The organism is Lentibacter sp. XHP0401 (assembly GCF_025751535.1).
Lineage (GTDB): Bacteria > Pseudomonadota > Alphaproteobacteria > Rhodobacterales > Rhodobacteraceae > Lentibacter.
This window is the reverse complement of the sequence record NZ_JAOWLC010000002.1, coordinates 52204-65149: the sequence shown is the minus strand read 5'-3', so window position 1 is coordinate 65149 and position 12946 is coordinate 52204. Positions and strand designations below refer to the sequence as shown.

13 protein-coding genes and 1 tRNA gene are annotated in these 12946 nt (G+C 59.1%); 3 read left to right on the top strand and 11 right to left on the bottom strand.

Going from position 1 to position 12946, the window contains the following annotated elements; all coding sequences use genetic code 11:
- Nucleotides 1-33: 33 nt before the first annotated feature.
- From OE750_RS03205 to OE750_RS03195, 3 genes are all read left to right on the top strand, one after another.
- A tRNA-Asn gene (locus tag OE750_RS03205) sits at nucleotides 34-108 on the top strand.
- A gap of 129 nt (nucleotides 109-237) precedes the next feature.
- On the top strand, nucleotides 238-2061 hold the full coding sequence (locus tag OE750_RS03200) for a site-specific integrase (RefSeq protein ID WP_263761329.1): 1824 nt from the start codon (nucleotides 238-240) through the stop codon (nucleotides 2059-2061).
- 421 nt (nucleotides 2062-2482) lie between these two features.
- Entirely contained in the window at nucleotides 2483-4123 is a 1641-nt protein-coding gene (locus OE750_RS03195; protein WP_263761327.1) for a plasmid recombination protein, read from the top strand.
- Between the two features lie 301 nt (nucleotides 4124-4424).
- Here the strand turns inward: OE750_RS03195 and OE750_RS03190 are convergent, their stop codons facing one another.
- Genes OE750_RS03190 through OE750_RS03140 form a run of 11 tightly spaced genes read right to left on the bottom strand, consistent with a single transcriptional unit; the run spans nucleotide 4425 to nucleotide 12933 of the window.
- A complete protein-coding gene (locus OE750_RS03190; protein ID WP_263761325.1) occupies nucleotides 4425-5375 on the bottom strand; it encodes a FoF1 ATP synthase subunit gamma in 951 nt (316 codons plus the stop codon).
- A complete protein-coding gene (locus OE750_RS03185; protein ID WP_263761323.1) occupies nucleotides 5359-6897 on the bottom strand; it encodes a F0F1 ATP synthase subunit alpha in 1539 nt (512 codons plus the stop codon). Before OE750_RS03185 ends, OE750_RS03190 begins: the two co-directional genes overlap by 17 nt.
- Entirely contained in the window at nucleotides 6887-7657 is a 771-nt protein-coding gene (locus tag OE750_RS03180) for a F0F1 ATP synthase subunit B (RefSeq protein ID WP_263761321.1), read from the bottom strand. The genes OE750_RS03185 and OE750_RS03180 overlap by 11 nt, the downstream gene beginning before the upstream one ends.
- Nucleotides 7658-7660: 3 nt before the next feature.
- On the bottom strand, nucleotides 7661-7948 hold the full coding sequence (locus OE750_RS03175; RefSeq protein ID WP_263761319.1) for a F0F1 ATP synthase subunit C: 288 nt from the start codon (nucleotides 7946-7948) through the stop codon (nucleotides 7661-7663).
- Nucleotides 7945-8640, bottom strand: coding sequence for a F0F1 ATP synthase subunit A (locus OE750_RS03170; RefSeq protein ID WP_263761317.1), 696 nt, complete (start codon nucleotides 8638-8640; stop codon nucleotides 7945-7947). Before OE750_RS03170 ends, OE750_RS03175 begins: the two co-directional genes overlap by 4 nt.
- On the bottom strand, nucleotides 8640-8927 hold the full coding sequence (locus OE750_RS03165) for an ATP synthase subunit I (RefSeq protein ID WP_263761315.1): 288 nt from the start codon (nucleotides 8925-8927) through the stop codon (nucleotides 8640-8642). Before OE750_RS03165 ends, OE750_RS03170 begins: the two co-directional genes overlap by 1 nt.
- Nucleotides 8924-9211: an AtpZ/AtpI family protein gene (locus OE750_RS03160; protein ID WP_263761313.1), complete on the bottom strand. Its 288-nt coding sequence runs from the start codon at nucleotides 9209-9211 to the stop codon at nucleotides 8924-8926. The genes OE750_RS03165 and OE750_RS03160 overlap by 4 nt, the downstream gene beginning before the upstream one ends.
- Entirely contained in the window at nucleotides 9208-9618 is a 411-nt protein-coding gene (locus OE750_RS03155) for an ATPase (protein WP_263761312.1), read from the bottom strand. The genes OE750_RS03160 and OE750_RS03155 overlap by 4 nt, the downstream gene beginning before the upstream one ends.
- Nucleotides 9615-11009 carry a F0F1 ATP synthase subunit beta gene (atpD, locus tag OE750_RS03150; protein ID WP_263761310.1) on the bottom strand — a complete coding sequence of 465 codons (1395 nt, stop codon included), beginning with the start codon at nucleotides 11007-11009 and terminating at the stop codon, nucleotides 9615-9617. The genes OE750_RS03155 and atpD overlap by 4 nt, the downstream gene beginning before the upstream one ends.
- Nucleotides 11010-11018: 9 nt before the next feature.
- Nucleotides 11019-11930, bottom strand: coding sequence for a carbamate kinase (gene arcC / locus OE750_RS03145; protein ID WP_263761308.1), 912 nt, complete (start codon nucleotides 11928-11930; stop codon nucleotides 11019-11021).
- Between the two features lies 1 nt (nucleotide 11931).
- Nucleotides 11932-12933 (bottom strand): ornithine carbamoyltransferase, encoded by a 1002-nt coding sequence (locus tag OE750_RS03140; protein WP_263761305.1) that lies wholly within the window; start codon nucleotides 12931-12933, stop codon nucleotides 11932-11934.
- Between the last annotated feature and the right edge of the window lie 13 nt (nucleotides 12934-12946).

Genomic DNA, 12946 nt, shown 5'->3' with positions numbered 1-12946 from the left:
CCCCCAAAGCGCGTTGCTATATCGCCCTCACATTCCGGCGTAGCTCAGCGGTAGAGCAGTTGACTGTTAATCAATTGGTCGTAGGTTCGATCCCTACCGCCGGAGCCAAAACCACCTAACAGTTTGATGGTATTGGTAAAAACACCCTTCAGGGGGTGTTTTGCGTGTGAGTGTGATACGTATCACATTAAAAACGCCCGAAACGAAGCTCCCATCCGCCTTCTTTGAGAGGCTACCATGGGACTACAAACCAACCTTTATCGGCGCGGCGCGACCTATGTTTGGCGCAGACGCCTTCCCGCGCATCTGGGCGGCACCATCTTGCAAGTCAGCTTGCGCACAAATGACCCGTTGATTGCGCGGCGTCTGGGTGCAATCGTCACCGCCGAGAGCAACAACGTATTCGAGATCATGACGGTTCAGGGCCTATCGCGCGAAGATGCGCGTAAATTTTTAGAACATATTATTCGCCGCGAGATGAAGAAGATCGCTGTGTTACACTCCGAGCCACAAGGACGCGCCGATGTGGAGGATAACCTCGCGCATGACTGGGCAATTGGTGTTGCGCTCAAGATGGTTTTCGAACTCGGCAGCAAGGCGCACCCCTTGACGGATCAAGAGGCCGAAAACTTCCGGCGTGAAGGTCGCTCTGATGGCCACATCGAGCACCTTCGCGGTCATCTGGAGCGGCAATCAAAGTTGGCCGACGCCAGCCCCACTGAGGGTCCCGGTGTTGTGATCGCGGATCAATTGCGCGATGTTCTGGGGCGCGAGACGTTCCAGGCCGCCGAATATCTCACGGCACGGCAGCTTTACATTGCCGGTCGTGGCGCCGCCTATATGCAGTCCGCCGAAAACCGCAGCAGCAGTTTCGACACCGCGATGCAGATGGCCGAGCAACTTGCTTCGCCGTCCATGCCGCCCCCCGCCCCTACCAATGGGTCAACCACTGCATCGGATGAAGCAGTAGCAGCCTACGACCCCACATGGTCGGCGCTTGTCGAGCGGTTCAGTTCACTAAAGGCCCGCCAGAAGGTTAGCGCGCAAATGATCAGCCAGATGAGCAAAGTGTTCCATCTGTTCTCCGAGGCGACCGGCGTCACCGATATCCGCGATCTACGCCAAACCCATTTGGCACAATTTGTGGACGTTCTCCGGGTCCTGCCGAAAAGCTATCGCAAATCGGCCAAAGACAAGGACAAGAGCCTGAGGCAGATCCTCAAAGAAGCGGAGGGCAAGCCCGCCGACCAGATCGGCCTCTCGGATACGACGATCAATCGCAACCTCAACTACCTCGGCCAGCTGTTCAACAAGGGGGCAAGCGAGGGCTACCAGTCGCTCACTGTAATCGACGCCTCATCGCTGCGCCCGCGCAAAAGCAAGCGCGATCGCGACGGGCGCGAGGCATACTCGGTAGAGGATGTTCAGGCGATCCACAAGCATCCGGTTTGGCAAGGGAGCGGAGAGCGTAAATCCTGGAACAAGCCCGGCAAGTTCATCAAGAAGGATGGTCTCTACTGGCTTCCCGTCATCGCTGCGCTTTCGGGCGCGCGACGCGGTGAAATCGCAGGGCTGATGCCCGACGAGCTCGTAATCACCGATGGGATCCCGACGCTCAAGATCAAACCGAACCAAATCCGCGGCCTCAAGACCCTCGCCTCAACCCGCGATCTGCCGCTACATCCGCAATTGATCGAGCTGGGCCTCGTGGCGCACGCCGAGCAGATGGCGGCGGTTGGCTCCGATATGCTGTTCCCCGATTTGCGCAGCTCGAGTGACGCAAAGATCGGCGACAAGATCGACTACAAGTTCCGGCTGATCACCGAACAGCAGCTGGGTGAGAGGGCTGCGAGCAAGTCGTTTCATAGCTTCCGGCACTACGTCACGACACAGCTCGGCCGGATGGGAAACGTTCCGGAACAGGTCCGCAAAGACGTCCTCGGCCATGTCGGAGGTGATGTGACAAGCGAGCGTTATTCCGAGCGCTCCACATTGTCCGCAATGCTCGAGGCGATCGAGCAACTGCCCCGGCTTCCGGTCACACGGCACCCGGACTACTGATGTCCGGGCCGAAGTCCGGGAGACACATACCGCATTCCGGGAGCGTCCGGCTTTCCGGAATAGACTGTCCGGGGATCACTCATCCGGCAAGCGGGACGAACGCAGTGAGGCTTTTCCTCCGCCCTGGCGGAGGTCCTGCAAGGCTGGCGTAGCCAGCCGCGCAGTCGGACAGATAATATCGCAGCGCATATTATCTGTCCGACGGAGCGCCTCCCCGGCGTAAGGGGCAGATGAGGTAGCTTGAGCTACCTACAGTCTGTCATTGTGGGTAGCTTTTCACGGTGTTTGCGAAATACTTTTTCTCAAAGATTATCAATCTATTAGTTATCCACATTAATCTAACAAGCTTCCCGGATTTTCGCTTGGGATTTCCATCCTAGAGATACAAATGAATAACCATGACACGCAAGGAACTCGCGCCATGGCCTATCAGTTTGTCCACATCCAGACCTACTCCCCCAAGCTGACCAAGGTGGCCGGAACCAAGGATCAGTTCAACAATACCGTTCAGGTTTTTGGCGAGGCCGCGCGTGACCCGGAATACTCAACCCATGTCCCGGACCCGCAAAAGCCGGAGCCAATTATGGAGTTCGGAGCGATCAAAGTTCCGGACTTGCGCAAATTCCATGACGAGCGACGGGCGGGGATCAAGGAGACCGTCACGTTGTCGAGCGGCCGGACTTACACGCGGGCCCTCAAATCTGACTTCCCTACCCTATACACCGAGATCCATTCGCACCCGATGCGGTCAGAGGACTATCTCAAAGCAACGCCGGAGGAGAAGCAAAAGGTAAAAGACTGGATGAAAACCGCGCTCAAGGATTTTACCGAACGGATGCCAAAGGGGGTGAAGTTCTCCGCTGTGATGCATCTCGATGAGACCCATCTCCATATTCACATTCTGGCGGTGAACGCGGAAGATCCGAAACTGAGCGCGAGCAAGCTACATGTCGGAAAGATCGCGGCTGAAGCGCGGAGATCGGAAAACGGGCCGTCGGAAACCCTGAACTCCCTGCCCCGCCCGAAATTGGTAGCTCGCCCTAGGAAGCCGAAAAAGCCAAAGCCAAGCAAAAACCGGACCACGCAGAAAAAGCGCGATGCCACTCATGCTGCAGCAGTGGCGGTTTGGGAAGACGATTGCGCCCGGATCGATGACGAGAACGCCGCGACCCTGGCGCATTGGGAGAAAGAGAACGGCGCCCATCTGCATACCCGGCGTAAAAAGCGTAAAAAGAAAACCGCCGATGTTGCTGCTTATCAAGCCGCGATGACACAGTTCCAGGATCATTATTATGAAGCTGTCGGCAAGCGCTGCGGTTTCTTGCGTAACGGGCCGCGCGCGGAGCGGTTGTCCACGAAGACCTACGCTGCCCGTAAAGACCACGCGAAAAAGATCGCGGAAGCTGATGCCCGGCTTCAACGTCAGGAAAGCGAACTGATTGCGGAGGAATTGCGTCTGGAAGAAAAAGAAAAGGAACACAGGCGGGAGCTTGAGGAACTGGCCGCCCGTGAAGCGAGGGTTCAAGAGAAAGAGAACAAAATGGTGCTCGCGGATCAGGCGCAGACCGAACGCGAAGCAAAGGTAAACGCGCGGGAGGAAGCCGTTCAGGGCAAAGAACACGAACAGGCCGAAAGAGCACGCGCTTTAGACACAGAGGCAGATGCGCAAAAACGCACGGAGGTGAGACTGGAGACAGACCGCAGTGAATTTGAACGCGAACAGGGTGAGTTTGACCAAACCGTGATTGCCAAAGGGCAAGAATTGACCCGGCGCGAGCGGCAGGTTGAACGCACCGAACGGGAAACCGGTGAGGCTCTCAGCGCCCTCAGCGATCTGGTCGGGCAATTCGAACAAGGGGACGTCACGGTCGAAAATGAAAGGCTAAAGCTCAGGACACTCCCCGAGTTCATTCAGAGAATGAAAATTACCGATCAGGAGAAGCGAACGCCAGCTCAGAAACTGGTGTCGCGGTTCATCGACATCCTCAAGCGCACAGTATCAGCCATTGGTGGCGGGCCGGAAATAGAAACTGATGAGCCCGATGATCGCCCTGGAATGTGAGCACGGCAATCAGAGCGTTCATGGGCGCTGGTCACTTGATATCCCCTTAGCGACCTACCGAGCCGCTAAGGGTTAATCGCGCTTCTCTACACAAAGGGCGGAGAGGAGACCTTCGCTGCACTTTGCACAGAGGTCCGGTGTGCGGACAAACCAGACTTGTGCAGTTGCCGCTAATGCTGACGCAGAAAGTCTTAGCGCTCGTAGCGATGCTTGTACTGCATTACAGCGGATTTCGCCAGACCGGTCGTTCGCTCGGAGTAAAATCGGGCAATTTCAAACCACCCATTAGCTGCGTTTGGCATCAACAATCAAGACGCGGGACATATGCGTCGCCAGACAACACTGCGGTCCTCTTGGATTTCGAAACCCTTCCCCTAAGCGCTTCAAACCCGATGACCACATCCATCAACTCGTTGGTGATCTCGGTTTGCCGAACCGTTCGCGTTTCAGCCTTCATCTCTTCCAGCCGATCGTCGACCGACTGTTCGGCCTGTTGCATCTGGGCAAGGCGTGCGGCGTTCTCGGAGACAAGCGCTTCGGCCGCTGCACGGAACACGCTGGCAAAGAGATGACTACGGATCAGCGCTGCAAACAGGACATCCACAGATAGCTTAAAATCTGGCAGGGATCGCGACTTCCACGGGCGGTCTGCAAGGCCACCGATCAGATCAGGATCAAGCGGCAGCAGACCTTGGCAAACCGGCTCTCGCAAGCCCTGTGGCGTGCGACGGGTATAACCAAGCGCTACTTTAATCTCGTTTTGCGGATCGCCGCGCCTGATCTCATCCAGGTGTGTGACGATATCGCTTGCAAGCCGCCCGATGCCGTCTGCCGATGCCGGTGGCAGGAACACTCTTTCCGGCCTGGCGTCCCGCCCCACAAGAGCGTCGTTCATTTGCGCGCCAACACAAAGTATACGAGATGTGCCTGCAGCGGGGATGCCTATGCCCGCGTGCGCCGCCACCTCTGTCGCCAGAACTTCGTTGTAGTTGCCGCAGAGCCCATGATCAGAGCCGAAGACAACGATCACATGTGTTGCTGCCTCCTCGACCGTCTGCGCGAGTGGCCCGTTGCGATGCACGAAAGCCCGAAACCCCTCCAGTACGGTCGCTTGGTAGGCCTCGATGGAGCGGGCTGCGTGTTCATAAGGCACGGCGTTGATAGCCGACAGCGTTTTCATCGTGTGCACGATGCTGCGGATGCTTTGCAGTGTATCGGTGCGACGGGTCAGGGCTTCAAGCGTCTGGGCCATCGCCACCTGCCTCCGTCCCTATTGCCTGCTTTGCAGTTTCGATGAGCAATTCGCGGTCTTCATTGCGCATGGGTTCGTTTGCCGCGATGCACGCCTCTATCTCGTCAAGTGTGTTGTGGGCCGCAGACCTGACAGCCGCCATTGCCGTGGTAGCATCAGCGTCCGACAGGCCATCGAAAAGCCCCTCCATCGCCGCAAACAGAATCGTAAGTTGTTCAACTGCGGGGATCGGATCGCGTTCGGGCTGACGAAGCGCCGCGCGCACCGCTGCACCGCGTGTCAGCCGTGCTTTGGTCGCCTCATCAAGCCGTGTGCCAAAGCGGGCGAAGTCCTCTAGTTCCTCAAATTGCGACAGCGTCACCCGCAGGTTTCCAGCCACATGCCGAAACGCGCGGCTTTGCGCCTTACCACCAACGCGTGACACCGACACCCCTAGATCGACTGCGGGAAACTGGTTTTTGCGCACCAGTCGCGGTGACAGATATATCTGGCCATCCGTGATCGAAATCAGATTGGTGGGGATATAGGCTGACAGGTTTTCGGCCTGGGTTTCAACCATCGGCAACACGGTGATCGAACCGCCGCCGGCCTGCGCGGTGAATTGCCCCGCACGTTCCAGAAGCCGCGCATGAACGTAGAATATATCGCCGGGGAAGGCCTCACGCCCCGGTGGGCGGCGCAGCAGCAGCGAAAGTTCGCGGTAAGATCGCGCATGGTGGGTCAGATCGTCCATCACGACCAGCACGTCGCGTGCCTGATCGGCGAAATATTCCGCCATCGTCATGGCGGCGTAGGGCGCGATATAGGACAGGCCGGGCGGGTCTTCGTCCCCGGTAGAGATGACGATGGTGTTGCCCATCATCCCGCCAGCCTTGATTGCGCCGATGACCTTGGCGACTGCATCGCCACGTTGGCCAACCGCACAGTAGATACAGATCACGCCCGTGTTGACCTGATTGAGGATCGTGTCTACCGCGATCGAGGTCTTGCCGGTCTGCCGGTCGCCGATGATCAGTTCTCGCTGGCCCAGCCCGACGGGCACGGCGGCATCAATTGCCTTCACCCCTGTCGCCAGCGGGCGCGTGATGGCGGAGCGGTCCAGAATTTCGGGCGCCTCCGCCTCTACCGGGCGCTCTGCCACCGCGTCGATCCGGCCGCCGCCGTCGCGCGGACGACCAAGCGCGTCAACGACACGGCCCAGCAGCGCTGGCCCGACTGGCACGCTGACCACACGCCGCGTGCGCCGCACGTCTTCGCCGACGGCGACGCGCTCAGATGCACCAAGCAGGGCTACACCCAGCCGGTCGGGTTCTAAGTCAAGCACTATGCCGCGCACACCCGATGCAAATTGCAGCAGCTCATCCGAAAGCGCACGCGCCAGTCCGGTGACGATGGCGATCCCGTCGCCAACCTCGGTCACCTTGCCAATTTCGCTTAGCCGCGGGGCCGGTGACGGGCTGTCCAGCAGCGCCTTCAGCAACGCATCGGTGCGCGTGTGATGATCGGTTCTCTCAGTGACCATCGCCCTGTCCCCTTACGCCACCGCCCGCCGCCAGTTGTTCCTCAAGCAAGGCATCAAGCTCGTCGATATATGCATCCACCGTCCAGGCCACCTGCGCGCCGCCCATCCGCAGGATCAGGCCGGGGGCCTGTGTCGCATCAGTCTCAAACCGCATCGGCACGTCTGGGATCACCTCTTGCAGATCCGCTTTCAGCCGATCGCGCGCGGCCTTCGGCAACCGGTTGTGGGTTGTCGCAATCGCCTCGGCATCTGCGCCAGCTGCTTTCCGCAGATCCACCGACATCGGTCGAAGCCTGGTTGCGACATGGGCGACGATACGTTCCTCCAGCGTCTCATCTGCAAGATCATCCAGCGCCTTGCGGGTCAGCGACATCAGCGCCCCTGCCCCGGCCTGATGCAGTTCGGCGGTATATTTGCGGCCTTCTTCAGCAAGATGCGCATTCCAGTCCTGCCGTTCCTGTTCAAGCCGCGCATGCGCATTGGCCAACAGCACATCACGTTCATCCCTGGCCTTCCGGAGAGCTCTGTCGGCCATTGTGGCCTCGTTGGCGTGCAAGGACGCGAGTTGGTCGCGATACTGGCCTTCGGTCGCCCGAGCCTTTTCACCCGCCTCGACCGCCTCTGCCATCCGGTCCGCTATCTCGGCCTCACGCGCGTCGATCCCGTCCAGAATGGGCCGGTACAGAAACCGCTTTAGCAGCCAGACCAGCACCAGAAAATTGACGACCTGAGCAGCGACGGTGATCCAGTCTATCGACATCGTCTAGCCACCTGTCGCCTGTGCGGCGGCAAGCGCAGCATTCCAGAACGGGTTCGCAAAGATCAGGATCATCGCGACAACAAAACAGTAGATCGCAGTGGATTCGATCATCGCAAGACTGACGAACAGGGTGCGCGACAGTGTCGAGGCCGCGTCCGGCTGTTGGGCAATCGCGCTCAGCGCTTGTGCTGCGGCGCGGCCTTCGCCAAGCGCCGGGCCCATCGCGCCAAAGGACACTGTTGTTCCGGCGGTCAGAATGGAGATGGCCGCGATAATGGCAAGGTCTGTCATGTGGTTTCCTTTTCAGATTTCGTTGGGTGCGGGTCGGCGGTGGCGGATGAAATGTAAACCGTCGCCAGAATTGCGAAGATATAGGCCTGAACCAATCCGGTCAGCAGGCCCAGCATGTCCATCACGACGGGAAAGAAGAATGGCGCCACGCCAAGCAGGATCGCGGCGATGACCGCTCCGCTCATGATGTTGCCGTAAAGCCGGATGGCAAGCGATATGCCGCGGGTGAACTCGCTAATGATGTTGAAAGGCAACATGATCACTGAAGGCTCGATATAGGTCTTGAGATACCCGCCAAACCCGCGGCTTGTGATCCCAAAGAGCGGCACCGCGACCAGAACCGCCAGCGCCAGCGCCGCCGTGGTCGAAAGCGATGCCGTAGGCGGGTGAAAGCCGGGCACCACCAACAGCAGGTTCGATGTCGCAATGAACAAGAACAGCGTGCCCGCAAAGTAGAGCAAGTGGCGCGCAGGACGTATTGTGATTTCCTGTATCTGGCTCTGAATGCCTTGCACGATCACTTCAAGCATAGTGCGCCAACGGTTTGGCGGCACGTCCGGACGTAGTTTGCGGGTGATCAGCATCGACGCCCCGGTCAGCAACACCATGATGATCCAGGTATTGACGATGGTGGAGTTGACAGGAATGCCCCATGCCTCGAACACGATGGTGCTGTCTGACGTCAGTTCCATCACACGCCTCCCTTGGCCGGTCGGGCAAATGTGATGGCGACAAAGCGCACCAGCAGGAACGACAGAGCGTAGCTGCAGAAGGCCCAGGCTCCCATCTGCGCAACCAACACGCCGACACCCAGCAACAGGGCAATCCGCAGGCTTGCGCTGAACAGCAGGATCGCCGCAGGTCGCGCCGCACCGAGTGCGAATCGCATGCCAAAGGCGAGGCCCGCAAAGAACAGCGTGCTGACCCCTGCCCCGATCCCAAGTCCAAGCGTCAATGCGCCCCAGTCGATATTCATCATTCCTCGCCTCCTTCTTTGCCCATCCATGCCCAAGCGATCAGACTACCAAGTACAACGCCGCCAAGGATCAGGGCGATGGTCCAGGGGAAATCCTGTGGCGCGATCCGATCCAACCACATCCCCAGAAACGCTCCGCCGACCGTTGGTACGGCAATGGACCAGCCGATCATGCCGAAGGTACCGATGCCCCTCAGCGGGCTTGGCCCCGGATTGTCGCGCGCGTTTTTCATCCGTTGGGCGCGCCGTCCGATATCGTCGGCAGAAGTGTCGGGTTTCTTTGTCATGGCTGTGGCTTTCGCAATTCGGCAAAACGGCGGACCATGTCTGCCTCTAGCCGCGACAGGGCGGCACGCGCGCGCCGCTCGTCTTCATCCATCCCGACAAATGTGTCGCGCACCGTTTCGCGCAAGCTGCCAAGGTCATCCCCTTGCACACCGCGCCGGACCGCGACATCAACCGCATGGCCTTTCTTGACCAGCAGCCCTTCGTCGATGCCAAAGAACAACTCTTCCCCGTTCGACGTCGTCAGAGCCAACACAGATGGCACAAGTGCGGTGACAAAATCGGTATGGTTGGGTAGAAATCCAATGGCACCGTTTTCGGCCACGGCAAACAGGCGCGTTGCGCGGCCATCATACAGCGAACCTGTCGGAAGACGCAGCGCGACTTGCATTTCGGTCGCCATACTCATTGCGCAGCCTCCAGATCTGCCAACCCGCCGATCATGTAATAGGCGCTTTCGGGCAGGTTAAATTCGGTCTGGTTTAGAATCGTTTCACATCCATCAAGCGTCTGATCAATCGGCACCAGCTTGCCGCCCGTGCCGGTGAACGACCCCGTGGTGAAAAACGGCTGCGTCAGGAAGCGTTCCAGCCGCCGAGCACGGGCAACGGTGGCGCGGTCGTCCGCCGAAAGCTCCTCAATCCCCAGCATGGCGATGATGTCGCGCAGTTCTTCATATTCAGCAAGCGTGCGGCGCACGGTGCGGGCGATGTCGTAGTGCCGCTGCCCAACCACTGCCGGCGTCAACATGACCGAGGCGGACGCCAAGGGATCAACCGCCGGATAAAGCCCTTCGCTGGCACGTTTGCGCGACAGTACGACCGAAGCCGAGAGGTGTGAGAATATATGCGCCGCCGCTGGATCGGTGAAATCGTCCGCAGGTACATAGACTGCCTGAATCGAGGTGATCGCGCCTTTGCGAGTAGATGCAATCCGTTCTTCGAGTGCTGCCAGTTCGGTGGCCATGGTCGGCTGGTACCCTACGCGCGACGGCATCCGCCCCAGCAGCCCCGACACTTCGGACCCCGCCTGAACAAAGCGGAAGATATTGTCGATCAGCAGCAGCACATCCTGTTGTTTATCATCACGAAAATATTCGGCCATCGTCAGGGCAGCGTTTCCCACCAGAAACCGCACGCCCGGCGCTTCGTTCATCTGGCCAAACAGCATCACGGTCTTGTCGCGAACCCCGGCTTCGCCCATTTCGCGATAAAGCTCTTCAGCCTCGCGCGACCGTTCGCCTATGCCGCAAAACAGACTGACGCCTTGATGGTGCTGAACGGTGTTATTGATCAGTTCAGTAATCAACACCGTCTTGCCAACCCCGGCCCCCCCGAAAAGCCCGGTCTTGCCGCCACGTTCAATCGGGGACAATAGATCAATGGCCTTGATCCCGGTTTCCAGAATTTCGCTACGCACTACCCGGTCTTCCAACGCGGGTGGCTTCTGGTGGATCGACCGGCGGGCAGTCGCGGTCGGGGCAGGTTTCCCGTCGATCGGAGCACCAAAGACATTCAGCATCCGGCCAAGAACCGCGTCACCAACTGGCACCTCGATCGGGCCCTGGGTCGAGTCCACAGCCATGCCCAGACCGAGACCCCGCACTGGAGCAAGCGCCATGCAGCGCACCACGCCCTCCCCAACGAGCGCCGACACTTCAAGGCCGACGTCACTTGCGTAAAGCAGGTCATGGATGCGCGGCACGGGATCGGGAAAGAAAACGTCCACAACCCCACCGCGAATGGCAACAATCGTTCCTCCGGTCGTGGTGGCCCGATTTCGGGATGCGGTTTCTGTCATTGCTTCACCTTACCTTGCCTGCGCCACGCGAGTGCCGGCGCTGCCGTCCAGAATGGCCACGGCATCTTGCAGCCGCCCAATTCCGGCAAATCCAACCGCCTCGGCAAAGTCGCTGGCGGCACTCACCTTCGGCCGCATCGAGCCGTCCGGAAGGTCAAGTACCCGCGCTTCGGTTGGACTCAGATCAGTAATCGGGGCGGCGCTTTCGGTTCCGAAGTATCGATAAACCGCATCGACGTCAGTCAGCAACAACAAGGCATCGGCGCCCAACTCGCGCGCGAGCAATGCACTGGCCGCGTCCTTGTCGATCACGGCTTCGACACCGATCATGCTGCCATCGTCACGGCGCATCACGGGGATACCACCACCGCCGGCGCAGACGATGATGACCCCTTGATCCAGCAACAGTTGCAGCACGCGTATATCCGGAATTTCGACCGGTTTGGGCGATGGCACAACGCGACGCCAATTGTCACCATCCACTGCAATGGTCCAGCCGGCAGCCTTTGCCCGCGTCTCGGCCTCTTCCCGGTCATAGACGGGGCCGACGAACTTTGTCGGCTTGCCAAAGGCCGGGTCAGCCCTGTCCACAACAACCTGCGTCAGCAGCGTGGCAACTGGCCGATCATGCGAAAGCGCATTCTCAAGCTCTTGTTCGATCATATAGCCGATCATGCCTTCGGTTTCTGCCCCCAGCACGTCAAGCGGATAGGCCTCATCCGGTCTGTAAGCCGCGCCCTGCAGCGCCAGCAGGCCGACCTGTGGGCCATTGCCGTGGGTCACGACCAGATTGTGACCCGCCCGCACGATGTCCGCCAACGCGCGAGTGGCCAGCCTGACGTTGTCGCGCTGCGCAGTGGCGGTCAGCGGCTCGCCCCGTTTCAGCAGAGCGTTCCCGCCCAGTGCCGCAACAACAAGCATCCTATGCCCCCAATGTGGCGACAAGAACCGCCTTAATCGTGTGCATTCGGTTTTCTGCCTGATCAAAGACGATGGATGCTTCGCTTTCGAACACGTCTTCGGTAACCTCCATCGAGTCAATACCGAAGTGCTCTTTCATCTCTGCCCCGACGCTGGTTTCGGTGTTGTGGAAGGCTGGCAGGCAGTGCATGAACTTTGCGCGCGGGTTGCTGGTCTTTGCCATAAGGTCGGCATTGACCTGATAGGGCATCAGCAGCTTAATCCGCTCAGACCATTTTTCCTTGGGCTCACCCATCGACACCCAGACATCGGTATAGACGAAATCGACGCCCTTCACAGCAGCGTCCACGTCTTCGGTGATCATGATCCGCGCGCCGGTCTGATCCGCAATCGCCTGCGCTTCCTCCCGGATCGCCGCGTCCGGCCAGCACGCTTTTGGAGCGCAAAGCCGCACATCCATGCCCATCTTGGCTCCACCAATCAGCAGACTGTCGCCCATGTTGTTGCCCGCATCGCCAAGGAAGGCATAGGCAACTTCGTGCAGCGGTTTCTCCACGTGTTCCTGCATAGTTAGGAAGTCGGCGAGTATCTGAGTCGGATGGAATTCATCCGTCAGCCCATTGTAAACCGGAACGCCAGAGTAGTCAGCGAGCTGTTGGACGACCTTCTGACCAAAGCCGCGATATTCGATCGCGTCATAGATCCGGCCCAGAACCCGTGCCGTGTCTTTCACCGATTCCTTATGGCCGATATGGCTTCCAGTTGGTCCAAGATAAGTAACGCGCGCGCCTTGATCGTAGGCGGCGACCTCAAACCCGACCCGCGTGCGGGTGGAGTTCTTTTCAAAGATCAGTGCTATATCCTTGCCCTGAAGGCGCGGAACTTCGGTCCCGGCATATTTCGCCGTTTTCAGATCAGCGGCGAGCTTCAACAGGAACCCGATTTCACGCGGCGTGTAGTCACGTAGGGTAAGGAAATGTCGGTTCTTCAGATTGAAAGCCATGTCGGCTCTCCTT